This window comes from Desulforhopalus singaporensis (assembly GCF_900104445.1).
Lineage (GTDB): Bacteria > Desulfobacterota > Desulfobulbia > Desulfobulbales > Desulfocapsaceae > Desulforhopalus_A > Desulforhopalus_A singaporensis.
The window spans coordinates 1-23,241 of sequence record NZ_FNJI01000045.1 but is presented as its reverse complement, the minus strand read 5'-3'; the positions used below and the strand labels follow the sequence as shown (position 1 = coordinate 23,241).

General features: G+C 44.5%; 20 protein-coding genes, 1 tRNA gene and 3 pseudogenes. 13 read left to right on the top strand and 11 right to left on the bottom strand.

The genetic code is table 11. From position 1 onward, the window contains the following. The 11 genes and pseudogenes from BLQ17_RS22370 to BLQ17_RS19755 form a co-directional block, all read left to right on the top strand. Positions 1-150: pseudogene (locus tag BLQ17_RS22370) on the top strand (IS481 family transposase); the annotation flags it as partial. Between the two features lie 273 nt (positions 151-423). Further along, positions 424-1,551, top strand: coding sequence for a tyrosine-type recombinase/integrase (locus BLQ17_RS19810; RefSeq protein WP_092225885.1), 1,128 nt, complete (start codon positions 424-426; stop codon positions 1,549-1,551). An 80-nt stretch (positions 1,552-1,631) separates the two neighbouring features. Further along, positions 1,632-2,498 carry a transcriptional regulator domain-containing protein gene (locus BLQ17_RS22365; protein WP_143005572.1) on the top strand — a complete coding sequence of 289 codons (867 nt, stop codon included), beginning with the start codon at positions 1,632-1,634 and terminating at the stop codon, positions 2,496-2,498. A gap of 146 nt (positions 2,499-2,644) precedes the next feature. Next, entirely contained in the window at positions 2,645-2,830 is a 186-nt protein-coding gene (locus BLQ17_RS19795; RefSeq protein ID WP_092225882.1) for a helix-turn-helix domain-containing protein, read from the top strand. Between the two features lie 19 nt (positions 2,831-2,849). Continuing rightward, positions 2,850-3,353, top strand: a complete 504-nt coding sequence (locus tag BLQ17_RS19790) for a hypothetical protein (RefSeq protein WP_092225881.1) — start codon at positions 2,850-2,852, stop codon at positions 3,351-3,353. A 118-nt stretch (positions 3,354-3,471) separates the two neighbouring features. Continuing rightward, positions 3,472-4,191 carry a hypothetical protein gene (locus BLQ17_RS19785; protein WP_092225880.1) on the top strand — a complete coding sequence of 240 codons (720 nt, stop codon included), beginning with the start codon at positions 3,472-3,474 and terminating at the stop codon, positions 4,189-4,191. 22 nt (positions 4,192-4,213) lie between these two features. Beyond that, a complete protein-coding gene (locus BLQ17_RS19780) occupies positions 4,214-4,540 on the top strand; it encodes a hypothetical protein (RefSeq protein WP_092225879.1) in 327 nt (108 codons plus the stop codon). 474 nt (positions 4,541-5,014) lie between these two features. After that, a complete protein-coding gene (locus tag BLQ17_RS19775) occupies positions 5,015-5,314 on the top strand; it encodes a hypothetical protein (protein WP_092225878.1) in 300 nt (99 codons plus the stop codon). A gap of 91 nt (positions 5,315-5,405) precedes the next feature. After that, positions 5,406-7,220: a phage major capsid protein gene (locus BLQ17_RS19770; protein WP_092225877.1), complete on the top strand. Its 1,815-nt coding sequence runs from the start codon at positions 5,406-5,408 to the stop codon at positions 7,218-7,220. 873 nt (positions 7,221-8,093) lie between these two features. Further along, positions 8,094-8,912, top strand: a complete 819-nt coding sequence (locus BLQ17_RS19760; RefSeq protein ID WP_092225875.1) for a hypothetical protein — start codon at positions 8,094-8,096, stop codon at positions 8,910-8,912. Then, a complete protein-coding gene (locus BLQ17_RS19755; RefSeq protein ID WP_092225874.1) occupies positions 8,905-9,636 on the top strand; it encodes a hypothetical protein in 732 nt (243 codons plus the stop codon). Before BLQ17_RS19760 ends, BLQ17_RS19755 begins: the two co-directional genes overlap by 8 nt. Positions 9,637-9,876: 240 nt before the next feature. On the opposite strand, the gene BLQ17_RS19750 is transcribed toward BLQ17_RS19755, so the two are convergent. From BLQ17_RS19750 to BLQ17_RS19705, 9 genes and pseudogenes are all read right to left on the bottom strand, one after another. Next, positions 9,877-9,951 (bottom strand) — tRNA-Gly (locus BLQ17_RS19750). A 292-nt stretch (positions 9,952-10,243) separates the two neighbouring features. Continuing rightward, positions 10,244-11,377, bottom strand: a pseudogene (locus BLQ17_RS19745) (IS3 family transposase). Between the two features lie 363 nt (positions 11,378-11,740). Continuing rightward, the gene (locus BLQ17_RS19740) at positions 11,741-13,006 is read right to left on the bottom strand and encodes an ABC transporter substrate-binding protein (protein WP_092225873.1); all 1,266 of its coding nucleotides are present in this window, start codon (positions 13,004-13,006) and stop codon (positions 11,741-11,743) included. Between the two features lie 35 nt (positions 13,007-13,041). Then, positions 13,042-13,758 (bottom strand): ABC transporter ATP-binding protein, encoded by a 717-nt coding sequence (locus BLQ17_RS19735; protein ID WP_092225872.1) that lies wholly within the window; start codon positions 13,756-13,758, stop codon positions 13,042-13,044. After that, on the bottom strand, positions 13,733-14,518 hold the full coding sequence (locus BLQ17_RS19730) for an ABC transporter ATP-binding protein (protein ID WP_092225871.1): 786 nt from the start codon (positions 14,516-14,518) through the stop codon (positions 13,733-13,735). The genes BLQ17_RS19735 and BLQ17_RS19730 overlap by 26 nt, the downstream gene beginning before the upstream one ends. Next, complete coding sequence (locus BLQ17_RS19725) at positions 14,515-15,441, bottom strand: branched-chain amino acid ABC transporter permease (protein ID WP_092225870.1); 927 nt, start codon at positions 15,439-15,441, stop codon at positions 14,515-14,517. Before BLQ17_RS19725 ends, BLQ17_RS19730 begins: the two co-directional genes overlap by 4 nt. Continuing rightward, positions 15,438-16,298, bottom strand: a complete 861-nt coding sequence (locus BLQ17_RS19720) for a branched-chain amino acid ABC transporter permease (protein ID WP_176761338.1) — start codon at positions 16,296-16,298, stop codon at positions 15,438-15,440. The genes BLQ17_RS19725 and BLQ17_RS19720 overlap by 4 nt, the downstream gene beginning before the upstream one ends. 505 nt (positions 16,299-16,803) lie before the next feature. Continuing rightward, entirely contained in the window at positions 16,804-17,148 is a 345-nt protein-coding gene (locus BLQ17_RS19710; RefSeq protein ID WP_092225867.1) for a cupin domain-containing protein, read from the bottom strand. Positions 17,149-17,150: 2 nt separating this feature from the next. Further along, positions 17,151-17,819 carry a GntR family transcriptional regulator gene (locus BLQ17_RS19705; RefSeq protein WP_176761337.1) on the bottom strand — a complete coding sequence of 223 codons (669 nt, stop codon included), beginning with the start codon at positions 17,817-17,819 and terminating at the stop codon, positions 17,151-17,153. A 648-nt stretch (positions 17,820-18,467) separates the two neighbouring features. Between BLQ17_RS19705 and BLQ17_RS23305 the strand changes: the two are divergent. Then, positions 18,468-18,632 (top strand): annotated as a pseudogene (locus BLQ17_RS23305) (IS21 family transposase); the annotation flags it as partial. 203 nt (positions 18,633-18,835) lie between these two features. Here the strand turns inward: BLQ17_RS23305 and BLQ17_RS19700 are convergent. Next, a protein-coding gene (locus BLQ17_RS19700; RefSeq protein ID WP_245695247.1) for an IS3 family transposase occupies positions 18,836-20,394 on the bottom strand; the annotation gives its coding sequence in 2 pieces (ribosomal slippage) (positions 18,836-19,932 and positions 19,932-20,394; 1,560 coding nt in all). 88 nt (positions 20,395-20,482) lie between these two features. Further along, a complete protein-coding gene (locus tag BLQ17_RS19695; RefSeq protein WP_092225865.1) occupies positions 20,483-22,861 on the bottom strand; it encodes a hybrid sensor histidine kinase/response regulator in 2,379 nt (792 codons plus the stop codon). A 142-nt stretch (positions 22,862-23,003) separates the two neighbouring features. Here BLQ17_RS19695 and BLQ17_RS19690 point away from each other — a divergent pair. Further along, a partial coding sequence (locus tag BLQ17_RS19690; protein ID WP_143005526.1) for a DUF4372 domain-containing protein occupies positions 23,004-23,241 on the top strand: 238 nt, incomplete at its 3' end.

The following is a 23,241-nucleotide window of genomic DNA, read 5'->3' as shown; positions in this document are numbered from 1 at the left end:
GATCTTGAAGATCTTCAAGTAGACCTGGATGACTGGTTATTACTCTATAATTGGGAGAGGACACACCAGGGAAAGATGTGCTGTGGAAGAACGCCAATAGAAACTCTTGAAGATGGAAAAAAATTGTGGAAGGATAAACAGCTGAACTGAATTTGACCTGACAAAAAACCTGTCAAAATTGGTATTTGTCAGATCAAGTCGTGACTACTACAATTTATGGAGCGGGATACGAGATTCGAACTCGCGACCTTCAGCTTGGGAAGCTAAATATTGCGTTTTACCTTACTTTACCTTCTTTTCTCTTTTTATCCCATAAACAATGGCTTATAATATTGTCACTGTACTTCTTCATACTAGCTTATTCTTGTTTTTCCCAACATTTTGTTGGGAATAGTGTTGGGAGCAAAACGAAGAGAAACAACAATGCCATCAAAGAAAAGAGTAAAAACGAACTATCCAGGTGTGTATTACATAGAGGGAAAATCCGCCGACAGAAAACGAGTCGAAAAGATTTTCTATATCATGTACAGGAAAAACGGCAAGCTCATAGAAGAAAAAGCGGGTCGCCAATTCCAAGATGACATGACACCAGCAAGGGCGGCTGGGGTTCGAGCCCTGCGGATCGAAGGGAAACAACAAACTAATACAGAAAAGAGACAAGAGAGCAAAAAGAATCCCTGGACGATAGAAAAATTATGGGAGCAGTACAAGGAGCAGCGTCCAGGAGGTGTAAACAAAACCGATCAATCTTTTTGGTCTGTACACCTCAAAGATTCCTTTGGCTCCAAAGAACCGGCCCAACTTGTCAAATTAGACACAGACAGACTACGAATAAACCTTTTGAAAAAACGATCACCACAGACGGTAAAGCATGTCCTGGCACTACTGCGCCGGATCATCAATTACGGTGTTGATCAGGGCCTAGTTACCCCCCTCCCCTTCAAAATCACCCTTCCCTCTGTTGATAATATAAAAACAGAGGATCTTTCCCCGGAACAGCTTGAACAGCTTCTTGTGGTATTAGAAACTACGCACCGGATAGCAGCGGCCAATATGATGAAGCTGGCTCTATTTTCAGGTATGCGCCGGGGGGAAATATTCAAACTGAAATGGGATGATATCGACTTTCACAGAGGATTTATTCACATCCAGGAACCCAAAGGCGGCAAGAGCCAAAAAATACCGTTAAACAACAATGCTCGTGAATTACTGGAATCAATCGAGCCTCAAGAAAGTGAGTATATCTTCCCGGCCCGCGGAGGCGGTCCCAGGAAAGATATTTCAAAGGATGCGAGGAAAATAAAAGAGGCTGCAGGACTTCCGGCAGACTTCCGTCCATTTCATGGTTTAAGGCACGTTTACGCCACCATGCTGGCCAGTTCGGGTAAGGTTGACATGTATACCCTTCAAAAGCTCATGACGCATAAATCACCGCAAATGACGCAGCGATATGCACACCATAGAGACGAAGCATTACGCCGGGCCGCTGACGAGGTTGAAAATATTTTAAATGATGCAATGAAGGTAACAGGGAAAAAGAATGTAGCATAAAAAACGACCGTTACCGGGCTAGGGTCGCTCCCGAAAAGCTGTCTACTCAACAGCCTGCCCGGTTTTTTGTCGAGTATCGAATGGGAGCATTCGCAATGAAATCTTGCTGTAATTGGTTGCCCAAATGGGACGATAAGAAAGCATATCCTTCACCAGAAATTACCCCCTTAAACAAATGGGCATGGGAATTTCTTAGAAGAAATAAAGAATATCAAAAAGATTTCTACGAGATGAAAGAGCTAGTTAGCTCAATGGGATTCTTTGATTTAGTTAATAGACCAGGTCCGTTATCTTTTGATGAACAGAAGCACTATGTAAAATGTTGCCAGGTGATTGATCAAATGATGATTAGAAAATATCTTGTCAAATCTGGCAAAAATATGCCAGCTGACCCTGAACATTCCTATGAAGAAGAAAAACCGATATTTCTCGGATCTTCCCCATTGTATTTTCATGATTGTTTTTACAAGAAACATCCAACCAGCGATTTTTACTATTATGAAGCCCATAAATATCATAAAGATATTGATTACTCCAAAGAAGAACTCATTCATAAACAAGCATGCTTAAAAGGGTCCAGAATTTCTCAACAGGTTCGAGCTAACCCAAGAGCATTATTGGTCGAAATTAATCTTGAAAAATCCATACCCGAACAAATTAAAGCTCTGGAAGATGTTGCAAAAAAACAACAGAAGATCTTGAAATCTTGGGGAATAAACAATAAGTCTAGGAACAGGTCAGAATCATGGAGAGAGTATTTGCAAATATTAGATTCAATAGACCAAAATGCCGATTTCAACGACGTTCATCAAATTTTGTTTCCCCATATTTCAAACGAATATCCTGATTACTCTGCGAGAAAACAATATAACAATTGGAAAAAAGCAGCGAAGAATATACGCGACAAAGAATATCGAAACATCGCAAAATTAGACATCACTCCATGACATTTATTCACTCACTCGACTAAATAATCTATACACCTTATCTAGTCGGTACTTCTCTAGCCAAGCTCCATATACTGTCCCTGTAAGTTGATCAATGTTGGTCAATTTTTACAGGGATTTTTTTTTATACCAGATAGGAGCCAACAATGAAAAAACCAATGTGGCTGTCAGAAAAAGAAGTCGCACACATGACCGGCAGAGCGGAGCAAACGCTCAGGAACGATCGTTGCAATCGTAGAGGTATTCCCTATTGCAAAATAGGACGATCGGTCCGCTACCGTTTAGAAGATGTTGTTTACTTCATGGAAGCAAGCAAAATCACCTTTAACTAATAGACGGTAACAGTCAAACGTGAGCGGAAAAAAGAAGGCACTACCAGGCACATGGGTGACGCGGGAAATATACACATCAGAGGCTTTTTGGGCGCTATCAGGTACAGCAAAGGGACTATTACTTCTGTTCCTTGGTAAGCGTGACATGAGCAAAAAGCGCGAAGTGTTAAACCAAAAAAATATCACTCTTACCTACTTAGAGTTGGAAAACCTGTTTGGAAATGATGCTTTCGGAAAACCGCGTGGCCTTTCAAGAGCCAGCATACCAAGAGGGATAAAAGACCTTATGGAAAAAGGTTTTATCGAAATAGTCCGTCAAGGTGGGGGATACCAGAAAGATAAAACCATTTACGGTCTCACAGACGATTGGAAGTGGTGGCAACCCGGAACAGTTGTAAGACAAAAGCAAAAGGGAAAGGCAGCGGCCAGGAATACAGTGGAAAATAATTTCAACCCTCATAACCGGACCCATACACACCCTCATAACCTGACCCTAAATGGTGAGTTTAGGGTTCCAGAGTGAAACCCATGTTAAAAAACCGAGTCACACAAATACAGGAACTTACAATTTTCAGCGCCACAGCGTATGGGTCCACTTTTGAGGGTGTATACATGTAAGCCATATACAGGGGCTTTTAACCATGAAAAACATGACAGAAAAAGAGAGAGAATCGCGGGCGGCTCAAACAGCGGAGACAATCATCTCAAATGATAACCGCCTAGTCTGGGACGTGGTAAGCACGGAAAACAAGGTGGAGGGCCGTAAGCGGCAGTACAACCGCATCTATTACACTGTGCAATGTCGATATTGCGGCTTTGAGCTTACGGCGGTCCGGGCGTACATCGAGAAGAGAAAGGCCTGTCCAGGATGTTCAGCGAAGCCCGCAGCCGTCAAAACAGACAAAGACGGTTCCTGCATATCAATTTGCGAGATTGGAATGGTCGAATTTGTTCGGGACTACCAGGAGAAGTATGGCGAGTCCGAGCGTGGAGCCATTCGCGCCTTCATCGAAACAGCCAAAGCACATTTACCAACTGACGATCCTGTTCTCGATGATATGACAGAAGATTCAATGGTTGCAAAGGTCAGACGATTAACCGGCAAGAAAAAAGATAAATCAAAAGACTGTGGCGGACCGCCACAACATACAGAAGAGAAATCAAAACAGCCGCAAAAAAGGGAGGTGAACAGCACCAGGGAATACATGAGAGAGCTGGAAACAATCAGTGACGACTTTATGGACGCGTTCAACCATATGGTCGGCGCCATACAGAACGAAAGAGAAGAGGGCTGGACTTCTACCACAAAAGCCGCAGCCCTTCAGCAAATCGAGACGCTCTTTGAAATCGTCAACCGCTAAAAGAAGAAACGGAGATAAGGAAATGGAAGAAATCACAAGACTTAAAAAAGAAGCAATAGCGGCTGGTGAAAATCATGACTTTCACTTTATTGGATTCAACCTCGATGCAAAACTTGCACTTCTCAAACATGCACTTGTTTACGGAGCAGAAGAATTAGACGACTGGTCAATATCCGGCCTCGCTTGCCTGGTAAGTGATATTACCGCCGATGTGAATGCGACAATCACTTTCAGTCAAAAATGTGCAGATTATTTCGCACATGCAAAGAATCCCCAGAAGTTTAGAGATGAGTGTAATGACATAGCTAGACATCGACCAGGTGGCAGAATTTGCAAGCGTACACCGTGACATTATCCGCACATGACTTGCTGAAGAACTACGGCATATTCGCAAGGGCAGATTAGTTAGGACTGAGTGTCAGGAAAGTTGGTCCTGCTGAAAAAAGTAAGAGCCCGCCGGCCCGTTTCCAGCGGACTCTTGGATGAGAAACGCTCGATTGAAGGAGCTGAATAAACCGTATCAGCAATAAAAAATCATAGCAAGGAAAATCAGTCGTTTTGAGCCGCGCTACTGCAAATGGGTAATGGAGCAGATTTCATCGACCAGATTTAGCAAAAATACCACGGAAGTATAGGGCGCGGTTGATTAAAAAAAGAGCCAGCCGGTATATGGCCCGACTGACTCAGGAGAGGAAAAAAATACAACTACAGAATAACAAGCATGGAAGATCGAGACAATACAAAATGGTCATTCCGGTTCAGAACAAGGCTGCGGGAGAATGGCCGCAAGCGGAATTAACCGCAATATCAAAAGGAGGTAGTCATGGAACAGGAAACCAAGAAGGAAATTGATTTTTTTGAAGCAGAGTCAGCGATTTTAGACGGCAAATCAAATCTGCATTTTCTTCTCCTCGGGTTGATACAGAATGAGTGGGAGCATAACGCCGAATCACTCTCAGGAGCCGGCAACATGGTTTGCCAGATAAAAAAACAGTTAGAGATAGTGTCCGATTATCTCTATCAACAGCGCAAAAAGGAATTTGCACATAAAAAGAAAGACGCTCCTGTGAATATTCATGGCAACAACCTCGAACAAATAAATGGATGCTGCCAGAACCAATAACCAAAACACACTCCCGGCACTCACTCCAGGTGCCGGGACAGCAGTCCCTACAGCGGGCGGATTGGCTGCCCGCTTAACATAAAGGTGATTCATGAAATCACAGAAAACTATTGAAACTGGAATACTCTATCGAAAGGCGTCCTTGTCTGCGGCACAGGCGAAGGATGATGGTAGGCTGATCACCTGCTCCATTTCGAGCGATGTTCCGTACAGTCGTTGGTTTGGTCGCGAGATTCTCTCCCATGGGCCGGGTGTAATGAATCTTGAGCGGGTCGCAGCAGGGGCTTGTCCCTTTCTTGCTGACCATGACACAACGAAACTCATTGGTAAAGTGTTGAGCGTTACCTCTGATGGACACAGGGCAAGTGCAACCATCAAGATTGGAAACTCACAGTTTGCTGAAGAAATCTACCGCGACATTAAAGCAGGTATTCGCACTGAAATTTCCATCGGCTACACGATCGACGAGATGCAACTCGTCAATGAAGATCGGACAACCGACGAGAAGGAATATCTCGTCAATCGATGGACCCTGCTGCACGTCGCGTCCGTGACTGAGCCTGCAGATATCACCGTTGGTATCGGCAGGGCAAACGATGAGAACAACCACAAGACAGTGGTCAATTATGAGGTAACTAACATGGGAAACCAAGATAAGGCAGTAAAACACAGTGAAATTATCGATATTCTCGCAATCGGTAAAATGCACGGGCTTGAAAGAGAGTCAATCGCAGCAGTTGAAAACGGAAAGACGTTGGCTGAGTTTAGAAAACAAGTAATTGCAATCCTTTCCCAGAGAGAAGATGCAGGGCCTTTGGCTGTAGGGTGGACGTCTGAGGAAATCGACGAGGTTAATCGCAACCAAACACGGTCATTTTCCGGTAATTCTGGATCAAGAGGAACCCCGATCACTGATGCTGTTTTTGCTCAAATTAACGAACTTCATAAAAGTCGTGAGGCCGACAGGGCGCGCAACATCCATGCAGAACTCGCAAAAAAGCAACCCGGGCGCAACAACAGGCGCGGGATGCTTGTCGACATTGGCAATATCTCAACACGTGATCTGTCAACCAACGTTGGCACTGCTGGTGGGTATCTGGTAGCAGAAAACCTAAATTCAAACTCCTTTATCGATCTGCTGGCAAATGAAACGGTTGCCATAAAGATGGGTGCAAAGGTGTTGCCAGGGCTTACCGGTGACGTGACAGTACCAAAACAGACCGGCAGTTCCACTGCTTACTGGGTCAATGAGGGCGCGGATTTAACCGAAAGCACCCCTACTCTCGGACAGATCCGCATGACACCGCATACTGTCGGCGGATATGTGGATATTACCAGGAGAATGTTGCTGCAGTCATCTATCGACATTGAAAATTTTATCAGGGCGGATCTTGCCAGACAGATTGGTATTGCCATTGACCTGGCCTCGCTTTCCGGTGCAGGTGCATCAGGTGAACCGCGCGGTGTCTTGAACACTACTGGTGTCGGCAGTGTGGCAAGTGGTGCAGTCAGCCTGGCAAAGATGATTGAACTTGTTCAAGACCTGGCAGACAACAACGCTCTACGTGGTTCGCTCGGATTTGCAATGGATAGCGGAACATGCGGCACTCTTTGTCAAACCCCGGTAGTAGACTCCACAGACAGCAGGATGTTGCTTGATGAGATTCCCGCATCAGGTGAGTTTTCAAGACTGCTTGGCCATAAGTTGCTTGTCAGTAACCAACTTTCGAGCAAGGTGATATTCGGGGACTGGAGCCAATTGGTTATAGGTATGTGGTCTGGGCTCGATGTGATTGTAGATAATACGACGCTTGGCACCAGCGGCGGTCTCCGTATCATTGCATTCATGGACGTCGATATTGCAGTAAGACATCCTGAAGCGTTCAGCGCTTTGACTGTTTCATAAAGATGCCCTGATGCTTTAATCAGGGATAGGCGGTAGTTATCGGCAACTTGGCCGCCGGGGTTTTTCCACCTTTTCATCCGGTTGCCGACATGGTTCACCCGTACCATGCCCAGAAAACTGGTGGCCGCTTATGGCTGAGCGGATAGTAAGGCATGGTCAGCCAGGACAGAAAACTGCAGGCTGGCATGTAGTGACCTGTTCCCTTACACCATGCTGGCGGTGACGGCCTATGCAACCGGGCGCCGCCTGACGGCCTTATACAACGGACAGGAGTCGTCTGCACCTGTCCGTGGCCTGAAGAATTATTCACGGGTCCTTCTGGCCGATATTTATTGAGGGTTTTTCGCGAGCGCAAGCTGTCTCTAGTTACAAAAAATTTCTAAGGCAACAACTATAAAAACTACTACTTAAAAGGATATGATGATGGAAAACAAAGTACATCCTAAAGGATTATTGTTAAATCGCACCGAATTGTCCCATTGTTTCGGCATCGCAAAAACCACAATAGATTCATATGTTAGAGCAGGAATGCCAGTCTACAAAAAAGGCAAAGGTAAAGGCGATCCTTCGCAGTATGATACAGCAGAATGCCTAAACTGGATTCGCTCCTGGCGCTGTTTTTGTCGATAGCGAAGTATCGTTTAAGTTGTCGAGCCCAGCATGTAAAGAAAAAATTCACGTTAAGTTAAAGTAAAGTCAGTTTTGTGATTTTGTAATTAGAGACATGTTGAGCTCGCGAAAAACCCTCAAGAAAAATGTGACAGAAGAACCTAGTTTGATCAGCTATCCATTTTTTACTTAAGATTTAATGCCCAAAGACTGATAATTAGTGTAACAGAAGAGCTTCTATGTTATGAAGGGACTTTTACAATTTTGAGAACACCTCTCAAAAATGATTATTATTTCCTTATGGCAGATCTTAATCTCATTAATAGAATCCTTCAGTTCACCGCTCTCGTTGCCGCTGAACAAGATGACTACCAAGATCGGTCTCTAGGACCTATCCATCTGATCAAGTACGTCTACCTTGCGGACCTAGCCTATGCCGTAGCAAATGACGGTGAAACGTATACAGGGGTTCGTTGGCAGTTCTATCATTTTGGCCCAATGTCTGCTGAAGTTTTCCACCACATTGACCCTGCTTTAGCCCAAATTGGCACAGAGGTTCACTCGTTCCACTCTGATTATGGAAAAGATGATTGGAAAAGGTATACAGCCCATACAGACGACAGTCTGATGAAAGATATCGAAGATTCCTTACCTCCAGTAATTTCATTTAGCATTAGAAGTTCTGTACGTAAATTCAGCAATGACACCCCTAGCCTTCTAGAACATGTCTACCGATCTGCTCCAATGCTCGCAACTCAACCCAACGCATATTTAGATTTCTCATCAGCTGCGCAACCCAAGACTGTAGAGGAAGATTACACACCATTTATGGAAAGGCTTTCTGCCAGAAAGAAGAAGAAAATGGTTGAATATGCCAGGAATCTAGCTGAAAGGAGAAAAAACTCGCCACCACGGGCGAGAGTGCGCCGGCCGACAGCGCGTCCCAAGGTTTCTTTGTCAACAGAGGAAATTAAGAATGGACTTGAATGGCTTGATAGTTTGGCTGGTGATGGCATTAAATCGGGTCAGTTTGAAGCGCATTTTGACGAATCAGTATGGGACCCTAGAGTGAGAAATGTCTAACTCTTATCCTCTCGACTCAATCCAAAGTTTACTATCTGAACTAGCTATTACTTGGTGGGAAGAGTCACCCGGTAATGATATTCAACGAGGAGATCTCGTCTCTGCATTCATCCCTCATGTTGACCAATTTCCATTTGGAGTTAAGCCAAGTGGTCGTCCAATAGCGGACTCTCATAATATGGGGGTGCTGGATGTTCAAGCGATGCGAGTTGGGGCCCCCATTGGACGCAGATCAAATCTACCCGTTGCAGCAATGACATTGCACAAAGGTGAATGGTGGTCAGCCTACCGAGCAAAAATAAGACCATGCATAGTTATAGCTGAGCCTGGTGACGAAGTTTTAAAAAAATTGCGTAAGGATATGCCGCGTAACAGCACTGCACCAACTTTGCTTGTTGCCCCATATTATGGAGTCGATAAAGACGGATCAAGAGCAGGATATAACCCTCGTTTTGTTGATGCTGTTAGGCATGCAGAGTTTAAGCAATTTATGGTAGATAGCCTTCCTAATTCTGGAAAAGGTCCCAAAGAATCAATTCTTCGATTTGATCAAATTCAGCCTATTGGTTTCTCTAACCAAGCTTGCGAGAAAGTCGGTTATCGTCTCTCAGATGGTGCTCTTGGAATAATTGATGATTGGATTCAATGGTATTTGTGGGATGATCTGCCCAGCGAAAGCTGGATTCTCGAACTACATTCATACATAAAAGCTACTATTTCTTGACCTGCATTATCTAATTGCACATCTATATCGCCGACATTTTCCGAACGATAGAGCCCCTCCAGTATAGAGGATGGATTATATTCATCATCTATTGAAGGCACCTACCCTGGCACCATTAACCAGCCCATTCTGCATCCGACAGGAATCTGTAGCTAGAAAAAAATCTCTCCAGCTGTTGGGAATATAGTTGGGAATAAAAAAGGCACCTACCGAAAATAATCGATAAGTGCCTGATATAATTGGAGCGGGATACGAGATTCGAACTCGCGACCTTCAGCTTGGGAAGCTGACACTCTACCACTGAGTTAATCCCGCTTTCACTGCTGTTGCGGCTTTTGTGGTTGCGCTGTATAACGCCATGTATAACGCCGCTTCTGATTCAGACTCTTCTTACCAGAAGTTTGCACTGATTTCCAGCCCAAAATTTTCTATTCATCTTTTTCTGAGTTTTACCACTTGAACCACAACGAAATTCAACATTCAACATATTTGTTGCATGTTGAATTTTCTGACCATCCAGGTCATAATTCGTCCAGTTCGCCACAGAGGTGGCTCAGATCATTTGAATAGTTTTTTCATTTTTTTTAAGTGGAAAAGCTGCCAGGATTTACACCGCCAAGTCCATGGCTGGCAACTTTTCGTAATAGGCCTCGTCCGGTGTCTGTCTGTTAAGACCTGAATGCGGTCGACATCGGTTGTACCAGTCAAAATATCTCATAATCGATCTGCGTGCCTCAGAAACTGAGTCATATGCATGCAGGTACACCTGCTCATACTTCACGTTCTCCAGAGGCGTTCAACAAAAATGTTGTCTCGCCACGCGCTTCTACCATCCATGCTGACTCGCCCCCCCTGGCTTTTAACGGTTTCGACAAACTCAAGCGCAGTAAACTGACTGCCCTGATCGGTGTTGATGATCTCAGGAGTCTCATGGTGCGCGAATGCTTCATTGAGAACATCTAAGGCACAGCAAGCCTCCAGGGTAATGGCAACCTTCGCTGCCAGCACTTTCCGACTGGCCCAGTCAAACAACCCCTGTCAAATAAACAAAACCCTTAGCCATTGGAATATAGGTCGTATCAATGGCCCATACCTAATTCGCCTTGTGGATGTTCAGGCCGCACAGCAGGTAAAGGATAGACGGCGTGGCCGGGGTGTTTCTTGCTCGTCTTAGGCTTTCGCGAGAAGGCCTCGATTCCCATTCGTTTCATCAATGTGCCGACATGAGTGCGGCCTACAGCTCTATCTTCTCGAACAAGTTGGTCACGAAGCATGCGTGTGCCCATGAACGGGTGCTCCAGATGGAGTTGGTCGATTCGGCGTACAAGCACCAGACCATCCTCCCTGATCGGTCGAGGCTGGTAATACACACTGCCACGGCTTATATCCCAAGCGGCTTTGTCTGCTGGATGATTGCAAGGTCATGGCTACGATAGATCATCGCTTTGCGCTCAGCAATCCCACCTTGCTGAGCGCACCTTCTAATAAATCATTCTCCAGAGTCGGTTGACCGATCTTAGCATTTAGAACCTTCAGGTCGACGGCCGGCTCACTACCTGTCCCGTTAATGAAAACCGTGGCTGTTTATTCAACAAGCTGCCTCTTCCAAGTCGTGATCTGGTTGGGGGTGCACCTCGTAATGCTCGGCCAATTCAGACAAAGTCTTTTTTCCAGCCAATGCTGTAAGGCCCATCTTTGCCTTGAAGTTCGCTGAATCGTTCCGTCTCTTTCTCTTTGCCATGCTCTGCTCCTTGTTAAGCCTTGGACAGAAAGGTATTCATTGGTAGCAGATTTTCCACTTAGTGGCTTGTTCAAATTTGTCGGGCCAACTTTATCTTCGAATGCCATACGGTCTTGAACCAGTAGTACTTTTCCATTGTCTCCTCCTTGCTGTGGTTGATGGATAGAACTGCTGCTATCTCCATCATGATAGACGAGGAGAGACAGTGGATTCTGGAACAGTGGCTGGATTGGCTTCGATGATGAAGCTATTGCTTATTAATTATTAATTTATTGCCGCGTAACAGCTTACTTGAACTGCTGCATAAATCCATGATCCGGCCAGACCGGTAAGGTTGAAAACCAATCTGGCTGGGTTTTAAATTTAATTTTTAAAAACACTTGCCGGGTAGAATTTCTCGTTGGCCCATTTCCCGTTTTTCGCAGCCTGGATAGAATATGCCCCGGATACACCTCCGCTCTTGTCAAATTTCAGTGGCCCGGAGGCGCCTTCAAAGTTAATATTCATTCCCTTGGCGAGTGCTGCTTTGCCTTCGGCAAAAGTTGTCACGACGCTGCCCCCGTCGGCCACGTCTCTGATTGCAGAGTTGATGCCACTGCCGCTGCACTGGCCGCTGGCCTCAATTGCCAGGGCGACTAGGTTGATCATGTCAAAAGAATTTGAAGCGAAAGGCCCAGGCTCTTTCCCCTCTTCTTCTCTATAGAGTTTTTCAAACGCCTTGAATTCCGGAAGAGACCGGTCTGCATCGGCAAATTCAACATATGCACGACCATTAATGTGTTCGGCTCCGACATTGTCAAATACTTCAGGGACTGCGAGGTCGGCTGTGAATAACCACTCACCGGCAAATCCGCCTGAAGTTGCTTCCTTGATTACTGTAACACCAGACTGCTGGCCGCCTGCCAGGTAAATTGCATCCGGATTATGTGCCAGTACGGAAATCAGTTCGGCCTGATAAGAAGGCTGGCCAGGATTAAAGATGACAAAATCGGTAAGTTTCATCCCTGATTTCTCAACAATTTTTTTAGCCACTTGAGCGGGTGAAATAGTTGATTCCTCATTTTGCACGAGGAATGCCACTTTTTTGTACCCCTTTTCCGTAAGCCACATTCCGGATGCATCACCATCGCCAAGGTCGGATGATACTGTCCGGTAGACAAAGTCACCGCCAAGTTTATTCAATGTAATCGTGCCGGCATAGGGTGACATAATGACTGTTTTCTTGCGTTTGGCCAGATCAACCAGCGCCACCATAACACCCGATTCTGGTCCTATAACAGCAACTGCACCTTCGGATTCAATCATTTTGGTAGCCTCCCGTATGCCGCGTTCTGGATTACCATGGGTGTCTCTTGTGACCAAACGGATTTTTCCGCAGGTAGTTCCGCCTGCTGTATTGATCTGTTTCACTCCGAGTTCAATTGATCTTGCGACAACTGTCCCGAATTCTCCAAGCTCGCCAGTCAGCGGAACAAGCACTCCCACGGTGACCTGTTTTTCTGCGTGGGCCGATCTCATTGGAAGGATCATAGTGCTTACCAGTGTCATTGCAAAAATCCCAAGGCAGAAGCCCATTGTTTTAAAGAATCTCTGATACTTTTTTGTTTCAGCTTTTAAAGCAATAGTCATTTTTTTGCTCCTCCTTTGCTAAATTGAAATTTGGTTTATTTGCTGCATTTTTTATCTTCCAGCAGCATTTGTTGTAACCGGCCCGGCTCGAGAAGAATCTCGCTCTCAAGCCATGCCGTACTTCTACCGCCTTCAATAAAACAGGTCATCTGCGAAACAGTCAGTATTTTTTCGGGGTCTTGCTCCACTACCCAGACCACTGCCATCCCTTCTGATGCCAGCTCAGTTATCCATTCAATAATTCGATCAACAAAAATCGGGGCCAGCCCGGCAGTGGGCTCATCTAGAAGCAGCACTTTGGGTTCTGCGACCAGAGCCGCACTGATGGCCAGGGTCTGACGTTCACCTCCGGATAGGGTCGATGCCATCTGGGCGGCTCTTTCTTTCAGAATAGGAAAGTGGTCCATCACTCGATCAACTCTTGATCCAGCATCCTTAAACGGCATTGCGGCAACTTTCATATTCTCCATTACAGTCAGCTCTGCAAAAACATTTTGTTCCTGTGGCACATAGCCGATACCAAGCTTGTTTACCTCCTGGGCTGACAGCCCGTTTGTAAGGGTTCCACTGAATTCAATTGTACCTGAAGATACTGGCAACTGGCCTGCAATAGCCTTCATCAAGGTGGATTTGCCTGCTCCGTTCGGGCCAAGCACAGTAATGATCTGTCCCGGCAGGACATTGAAATCGACACCGTGGAGAATAGAAACTTTACCATAGCCTGATTTAATTTTTGTAACTTTGAGCAGCATCTTGTCCTCCCAGATAAGCTGAAACAACCTCTGGATTTGACCGGATTTCTTCCGGCGATCCTTTGGCAAGCAGTTCGCCTCTGTTGATAACCAATAGATTGTCAACCAGGTCGAGCAGGAAATGAAGATTATGTTCGACAACTATTATGGTGGTACCTTTGCGATGGATTGCAATCAGAAGGTCCGCAAGGTTCTGCTGCAGTTTCGGATCGACTCCGGCTGTCGGTTCATCCAGCAGTATGAGTTTCGGTTTACGTATCATTTGCCTGGCAACCTCCAGCATCCTCAATTCGCCGCCGGAAAGATCGCCAACCCGATCATTGACACGGTGAGATAGGCCGACACGACCAAAGATTTCTACAGCTTCATGCTTTAGTTCAGCTTCTTGGTTCCGCCATTTACCTGTCCATGAAAATCGAAGCCGCTCCCCGGGGTTGTCGGCGCCGACAATAACATTGTCGATAACCGTAAGGGAACTGAAAGTGCGGGGTGTCTGGAAAGTCCGGGCCAGCCCCCGCTCAGATATGGCTTCCGGCGGGGCAGTTGTGATATCGTTGCCATCAAAAACAATCGAACCGGAATTTGGTTTTAGAAATCCGGAAAGAAGATTGAATATGGTCGATTTGCCGGATCCATTCGGACCTATCAATCCGGTAAAAGATCCGGGATCCACATCAAAACTCAACCCGTTGTATCCACCTATTGCGCGCAGGCCGCCGAATTGTTTGGTCACATTACTCACTTGCAAAAGTTTCTTCATTTCTTCTCCAGTTTTTTTGATATCCACTCAAACGGTTGCCAGCGGAGCACGGCAATGAAAAGAAGGCCGGTCACCACGTGGTTCATCGCGGCTGCGTTCTGCGCTGCCGAAACGGATTCGAACGGTAATGAAGTGATGACTTCTTCTAGCAATATGAGTCCGAAAGTTCCGGCCATAGCCCCCCATATTGTGCGTTCACCGCCCAGTACCAGTGCGATCCAGACGATGAAGGAGACTTCGGCGGTAAATAAACGAGGAGAAACAAGGGTCATATACATCGCATAAAGTGCTCCGGCAAAGCCAATCGGAATGGCAGAAAGCAAGAAGACCTGCAACCGCATGCGTTTTGCAGACTTCCCAATCGCCTGCGCCGCCCCCTCATCATCTCTGATTGCATCAAGGGCTCTTCCATACGGCGAATTCAGTAATTTTCTGAAAATCCAAGCAGTAAGAAACATCAGTGCCACTGCAACGATTGCAAAAATATATTTTTCATCAATCGTCCCCCAGTCCCTTATCGGCCGCTCGATATTTGAGAGTCCCACCGCGCCGTTTCCAATACGCCGTTCGTTAAGCAGGAAAGAATAAAGGACCTCTGCAAAAGCAAATGTTGTTACTGCGAGGTATTCTCCCCTCAGACGCAACGTCGGCCATCCGGTTAACACCGCAAAGAGTAGCGATGCGATGCCGGCAGCAATGAACCCGGCCCACCAGGGCCAGTCGAGACCTATAATATATTGATCCAGGCCTTCCGGCGCGGGGTGCGTAAAGATTGCGTAGATGTAAGCTCCGGCAGCGAAATAGGCAACGACACCAAAATTAATCATCCCCCCTCTGGCATACTGCAGATTGAGCGCAAGGGTAACTACAGAAAAGATACTGCCGATCGTAACAACTGTAAGGATAACCTGTAACCAATTCATGATGACCTCCTTCCGGAAAGACCGTCAGGTCGAAACACTAGGACAATGATGACAACCCCAAACGCTATCAGAGGGCGATACCCGGCGGGGATCCAGAAAACAGAAGCATCCATGGCAATCCCGATGATCAACCCTGACCAGATCACCGTAAAAAGAGACCCCAATCCTGCAAGAATGGCGACCGCAAGTATTTGGAGGATCTGTTCAAACGCGATTTCTGTGGAAAGCGTTGCGATGATGGCTAAAACCACCCCTGCCAATCCAGCCAGGGAAGAGGATAACAGCCAGGTTGCCCGTGAAGTCCGTTTCACATCAACACCCCGGCTGGCTGCCAGCGAGGGGTTAACGGCCATTGCTCTGATTGCCAGGCCTGTCCGGGATTTTGCTAGAAAGAGTGACAAAGACGCACTGGCGATTACTGCAAGGGCAACAACGAGCAGCTGGTGATCGGTAATCCGGATACCCCAAAAGCGGTAACTAGTCGCGATGTCGATGTTCAGCGTTCGGATCCCTGTCCCAATGGCCGTGTCAATCAGTCCGCCCAGAATGTGCGCAACGCCGACCGATGAAATCAATAATATCGCCGGACCGGCCGAACGGATGGGTTCGTATACAACACGTCCGATCACCAGCCCGATCAATGCGGCACAAAAGATGCCGATAATAGCGGATGGAATCAAAGGCCAGCCTAAGACCACATTTATCCACCAGGTACTGAAAGCCGAAACGCCAAGAAGCTGGGCATGGGCAATATTCAAAAAGCCCTCGACGTGACGGGTCAGCGAAAATCCGATTGTAGCAAGAATGAGGAAACAACCTGTTGCAACCCCGCTAACGATGTATTGAAGCAATAGCATTACAGATCCTCTCATTTATAATTTTTATATTGGCACCAACGCTAACGGTATCAATCTTTTCTGCATTGCAGTCGAAACGTGCATTTTTGACAGTTGTAAAATTGTTCTTTCTTTATCCCTCCTTTTTCTGTTGTTTAATTGCTTTGAGCAGACTGGACGCCCTCTCGTCTATTGTTTATCCCTAAGTGGTCCCGCTTTCAGGACCACCACTTTCTGTTTTCAAGTTTGCTTCCCCCAGCTCCTGTGGGCCCTGATCCTCTCCTCGGGGGGGGGGAGAGGAGCAGAGCGGTTTTGCGCCGCTTTTCTTTGTTGGATACCCTTATGTTTATGTCAACTTGGAACAGTAATCCCTTTGGCAGCCAGCTCCTGAAGAGATTGTCGAACCTCTTCTTGGTTTTTACCGGTGAATCCGGCATTGACAACTCTATTACAAGTAAAGGATAAGGGCCGTGTCCCATCTTTACTTTCAACAGTAAATGTTAATTCCATATGCTTATACCCAGCGTTATTTTTTGTAGTAGCGTATTTCGAAGGTCACACAACCATTGGGAATGCTGTAAGGCCCATGTATCATTCCCGGCGGGCGGCAGGCATAGTATCCAGGAAGATATGTTTCCTTCTTGGCAATATCCTCAAGGGAACCCTCTACCAACAACACTTCTTCCCAAAAATCATGCACCAGGGTTTCAGTGGTAACGAGACCTGGAGGAAACTTCAGCATGCGGGTATAGTCTCCAGTATCCGGATCGTAGCTGAGTATCTTTTCCTTTATTCCTTGTGTATCGCCCTCAACATTTCTCCATTCGTATTCAGTATCATAATCCGTGAACTCAATTTCAGGCTTTGCCATGGTCACTCCTCTTTCGACATTTGGTTTTTTACTGAGCTTTCGCTGCATTTGAGGTGATACGTCACTAACTCTACAGCTTCCGCTTCCCTCCCAGCGATTAATGCCTCAACAATTTTTTCATGCTCCTGTATAACGTCATACATCCGGCCCTCCATTGATAAGGCCTGCATCCCTATGAGATGAATCTTGTCTCTAATGCTACTCATGATATCGACAATCAGACCATTTCCAGCGAGCTGACATAGCGCTACATGAAATTCTCGGTCAAAATTCATGAAGCTTATCAAATCAGAGTAAGAATTTAGACTTTCCTTGTGTTGCCTGAGACAATGCCCTAGGTGCGAGAAATCCGATAACGCATTGTTCTGGCAGATCTTTTTAATCGTTGCCACTTCAATGGCTTCCCGTAGTTCAAAAACTTCCTCAACACCCTGCCTGGTAAATTTGTTGACCACCAAACCCTTACGAGGCAATAGAGTGATCAACCCTTGAGATGACAAACCAAGCAAGGCTTCACGCACCGGGGTTCTAGAAATGCCGAGGTTTTCTGCAATATTCTTCTCTTTGTACACCACATCCACCGTCAGCTGACCGGACAAAATGCATCCATAGATGGCGTCATAGGCTATTTTTGTCAAAGAATCCGGCTTGGTTAATTCACTCAACCTCATAGCGCCCCCGTTCATATGTACTACGTGTCGCACGTCTTGTGCTTCGCGCACTGTATGTCACATGCAGGATTTTAAATTCTGTGTTCTGTGTTACACATGTAACATATCACAGCCGTCATATGTCATGTCAAGAATTTTTATTCAATAATAACGGAGAAACTACTTGCTTGAATCGAAACAGCTATAATTTCATACTGATAAACCAACTGCGTAGCTTGTGGACGCTTCGGCCTTCCGTCTGTGCCCTCGCATCCGATTAGAATAACAATTCAAACCACTCCTGAGTGCCTACTCTTCCGGTTCAGTCATCTGAATCAGGAATGTCCTTTGTGTTCTGTTTCAGATTCTTTTTGTGTTCCTTCAGTTTACGTACGGAATAATTATTTTTTGAAACTTCGATAATCAGCTCTTTTTCTTTTAGCTACTTGCCTTCGATAGGCAGCAGTTCGGTTTTATGGCTGAGGGACAGTTTTCCATACGTCTGGAAATTACCAGAATCATGTTCATCAACGAGCAGTTTCAGGGAATTGTATAACCAGGATGTTAATCAGCGTGCAATAATGACCCCTTTTCGAGAAAAACAGCGTCGAAAATTGACCCCTCTATGTTACCCCGTCCGTGATGAAACTATCACGGAGGACATGGAGGATGTTAGTAGTGGAGACTATAGGGAAAATACGTCGTTTACATTTTGCAGAAGGGCTTGGGATAAAAGCGATCATTCGTAAGCGTGGGTTGTCTAGGAATCCAGTCCGTAAAGTTATTCGAAGCGGTGCAACAGAACATACTTATCAACGCAACATTCACACGCTATTTTTCAGGATAGTTGCCGCATTTACTCTATCAAGAACCTATAACCGGGAGGCATTTTCCACTGATTCGGTTTGGCTGTAGCCTCCAGCATTGGTACTGTCAAGGGGCAAGATGAACGCTCCGCGCCCTAGACAGTACCAATGCTTCCGTCTATTGAACACTATAAGATGATTTTCATCTGTTCTTTGACAACGATCGCATAATCACGCGGTCTTCAGAATTTGATCTACGTTAGTTTCAGTCTCGTGTGGGCAGTTGAGCCACACCTCCTGAAGCGGTTGCCAGTTGCGACTTTTTCCGCTCCACCGATTGGGCTGTTTCTGCTGTGCCTGCCGATACACCTTGTGGCGGTTCGCCAGGATGTTTGCATCTTCACCACGATGCCGCTGACCCGGGGTCACAAAGCGAATCGCACTGTGGAGATGCTCCTCGTTGTACCACATCACGAACTTCCTGACCCATTTCCTCGCAGTTTCAATGCTGTCAAAGCCATGGGCTGGATACTCAGGACGGTATTTACAGGCACGAAACAACGACTCCGAAAAAGGATTGTCATTGCTGACCCGCGGCCGACTGTAGGACGGCGTGACACCGAGGGCCTCCAGCTTGGCTTTCATAGTAAAACCTTTTTGCGGGCCCCCGTTGTCCGCATGCAGCACTGGCGGTTTCAGCAGGCAACCCTCGGCAAGGATCGCCTTGTGCAAGAGCTTTGCTCCAAATTCTGCACTCTCAACCGGATGAACTTCCCAGCCAACTATTTTGCGACTGAATATGTCAACGATCATATACAGATAGTAAAACATTCCTCGGATCGGAGACGATAGCCAGGTGATATCCCAACTCCACACCTGATTGGGGCCTGTCGCACAATAACCTTGCGGCGGATGGCGGCGCCGTGGCTTTGCATTCCGGCCACGGTGATGTTGCTCATCTGCCTCATGGAGAATGCGGTAAAAGCTAGATTCTGATGCAAGGTAGAACCCCTCATCAGCGAGTCGGCGAACTATCTGTCCTGGTGCCATACTGGCGTATGCCGGCTTATGGCAGGTTTCCAAGACACTTTGCCGTTCTTCCGGTGTCAATTTGTTTGCCGGCGCCGGCCGTGCAACCAGTGGCCGCTTGTCAGACTGCACTCTGCCATTCTTGATCCAGCGCTGGTACGTGCGCGGGTCAATTCTTGCCACCTGGCAAGCCGGTGTCAAACGGGAACCATTTTGGCGAGCAGTATTTATCAACGCAACAATTCTACGGCGATCAGGGGTGCTGATCATTCGTCCTCGGGGTCCTCCCAGATCGCCTGCACCTTTTTTTGCAGCACCAGTAACGCGGCAGCTTCAGCAAGAGCCTTTTCTTTGCGCTGGAGTTCCCTTTCCAGATCCTTGATGCGCTTGCGGTTGGTCTTCTGCTCCGATTTCAGTTTAATGCTGGCTTGATTGTCCCAGTCATTGGCCGCCTCACAGGCCTTGCGCCACGCTGTGAGCTGCTCGGGATAAATGCCTTTTCGTCTGCAGTATTCAGCGGCTTCCTCTTCGTTCAAGGAGGCGCTTTCCAGAACTGCTGCAAATTTGTCTCTGGCCGTCCAACCTGCAGAACTGCAGTCTCCGTCTGGCATGAGGACCCCTTGGCGGCGGGCTTCGTTACGCCAGTTGTATAAGGTTGGTTCGCTTATGCCTTCCTCTTTGGCCAACTGGCTGATCGATTTGTTGTGCGGTGGCATCATCTTCCTCAACACCTCCTCTTTTCGTTCTGTTGAATACTTCATGCATGAACCTCCTGCCCCCTCTTATAATGGGTTTTAGTTCATGCGGCAACTTCCCTGACGCTGGGGGGGGCAAACCTTAGAACTACTTTCAAGATAGTGACTCAGTACACGCAATTACCAACTTGTCAAACCTAAAGTCATCACATATAGTTATAATTTTTCTACCTAGCTCTTTGTCATACCCGCTTATACTTTCTATCAAATTTTGTATATTTTTCAAATCACATTGTATTGAATATTTTTTCAATTTTTTTATTAAATCATAAGGTAATTTTTCCAACTCATTTTTTGCAATTAAGGTATTTCTATATGCAATATTATCTTGTTTTTTGATTTTTATATCGTTTCTTAATTTATATTTAAGTTTAATATTTAAGTGTTTTGAGACCATTTGAAATATTTGATTTTCAACATATGGTTTGATTATTAAGTCATCGAAGCCGGATTCCAAGATAGCATTATTTTCTTCGGAAAATGCATGGGAAGTGACAGCAATAATAGTAGGTTTTTTTCCAGTTTTGTATGATTTTATTGATTTTGTTGCTGAAAAACCGTCTATTATTGGCATCTTTATGTCCATCCAAATTATATCGGGTTGCCATTCATTGTTAATTTGTATAGCTTCAGACCCGTTGGATCCCTCTTTAACATCAAAGCCAATATTCATTAAAATATTACATAATAACTTTCGATTATCAAAATTGTCATCAACAACTAAACTTTTTGAAAAAATATGCTTTTGATCAAGTATCAAATGAGCATCATATTGGTCTGATTTTCCATTAAATTCTTTCAAGAAAAATTGAGTAATAATATAAAATGAAAATTTAGTTCCTTTATTTAAATTGCTCTTAACGAATAGTTTACCTTGCATTAATTCAATATAGTTTTTACTAATTGCTAAACCTAACCCAGTTCCTTGGTTAGAATTATCTCTATTTACTTGAAAAAAAGGTTCACATATAGAATTTATAGATTCATTTGGAATTCCGATTCCAGTATCAACTATTTCGAATAAAACTTTACAAAAATCTTCTTTCAATGATTTAGTTAATGAGCAACTAGTTGAACTTACAGTTAGTGTTACTGAACCACTTTCGGTAAAGTTAATAGCATTACCTAAAATATTAATTAAAATTTGTCTCAACTTTACACCGTCAGTGTACAAATAAGCAGGAGTACTGCCATCATAGTGAAAAATTAATTCAATGTTTTTACTATTTGCCCGTTCCTTAAATATATTTTTAATGCTTTCAAGAAAAACGTTTAAATTAATTTTTTCTTTATTTATAGTGTTAAACCCAGCTTCAATTTTACTCATTTCAAGCACATCGTTTATTAATGTTAAAAGATGCTTACCATTTTTATTAATAATATTTATATAATTAAGCTGATCTTCAGAGAGATTGTTACCACGCTGCAACAACTCAGCATATCCAATCACAGAATTAAGAGGAGTTCTTAGCTCATGACTTATATTTGATAAAAATTCACTTTTAGCATTATTAGCTTTTTCAGCAGCATCTTTAGCACTTTTTAATTGCTTTTTTGAAATTTCAAGTTTTGAATTTGATTCTTCAAGATTTTTAGCGATATCTTTTAATTTATTTTGAATATCAACGAGCTCCTGTATTTCTGTGCAAGTGCCTATCCATTTTTCTATTTTTCCGTTATGGTCTAATTGTGGAGCACCTCTTGCTATGTGCCAACTATAAGAATTATTTACATATGACTTTAACCTGTATTGGACGTTATATTGTTTTTTGTTACGACGAGCAGTTTCCCAAATTTTCAACGTTTTTTTTAAATCATCAGGATGAACCAATTGCGTCCAGCCCCATCCTAACAAATCTGACAATGGCAATCCTGAGTAGTTTGCCCATTGATTACTAAAATAATCAACTGCCCCATCTTTTGATGTAGTCCAAACCATTTGAGGCATATTTTCAGTAATAAATCTAAAAATTTCTTCCCGCTTCTTTAGCTCATTTTTAGAAACTTCTGCAGAAATTTTTGCGTTTTTTAATTCCGTTTCTTTTTTGTTGTATAGTTTTTTTAAGTTTTCGTAATTTTTATAATGGCTGCAAAGATTTTCTTGTATTTTAGGATATTCTCGTACTACACTAATTATTAAATAATAATCGCCTAGGTGCAGAATATGAGCATTAAGATTAACAAGTATTTTTTTATTTTCTTTAGTAATAAGATAAATATTGGTGCTTAATTTTTCATTCTTTAATATCTTGCTCTTTAATTCTGATTTAATTCTACCGCTATTTTCGAACACTAATTTGTCAAACGAAATTTTTGCAAGTTCATCTTTAGAGTATGACAACAATTCTGAAAAATATTTATTTGAAAAAATTATCGGCTGACATGTAAGAATTTTGTGAATTTCAAAAGCAAAAATTGAAACTTTAAGATCATTAAGAATCTCAAAAATTATATCAAAGTTAGGCTTAGGCATAAATATATTGAAAATATAAATTTTATTTAAATGTCACTCTTGTCCCAAATAGCATTTAAACAGGAAAACCCTCTTGTTAGATGTGGTATAAAGTTTTTACGCCAATAAAAACAGAGCCACAATCAACGAAGAGGGTTAGTCCATGATAAAAGGTTCCAGTTTGTTTAGTCAACTTCTTCAGCATTTTCCAAGAACAGAGTTTGCGCAGCTTGTTGCCAAGCACAAAGCAGAGCGCTGTTCGAAAGGATTTACCTGCTGGACCCAACTTGTCTCCATGCTGTTCTGCCATATGGCCCATGCCGATTCTCTCCGTGAAATTTGCGGCGGGCTCGCCTGTTGCTTAGGCAAGCTCCGTCATTTGGGGATTTCAAAGGCACCCA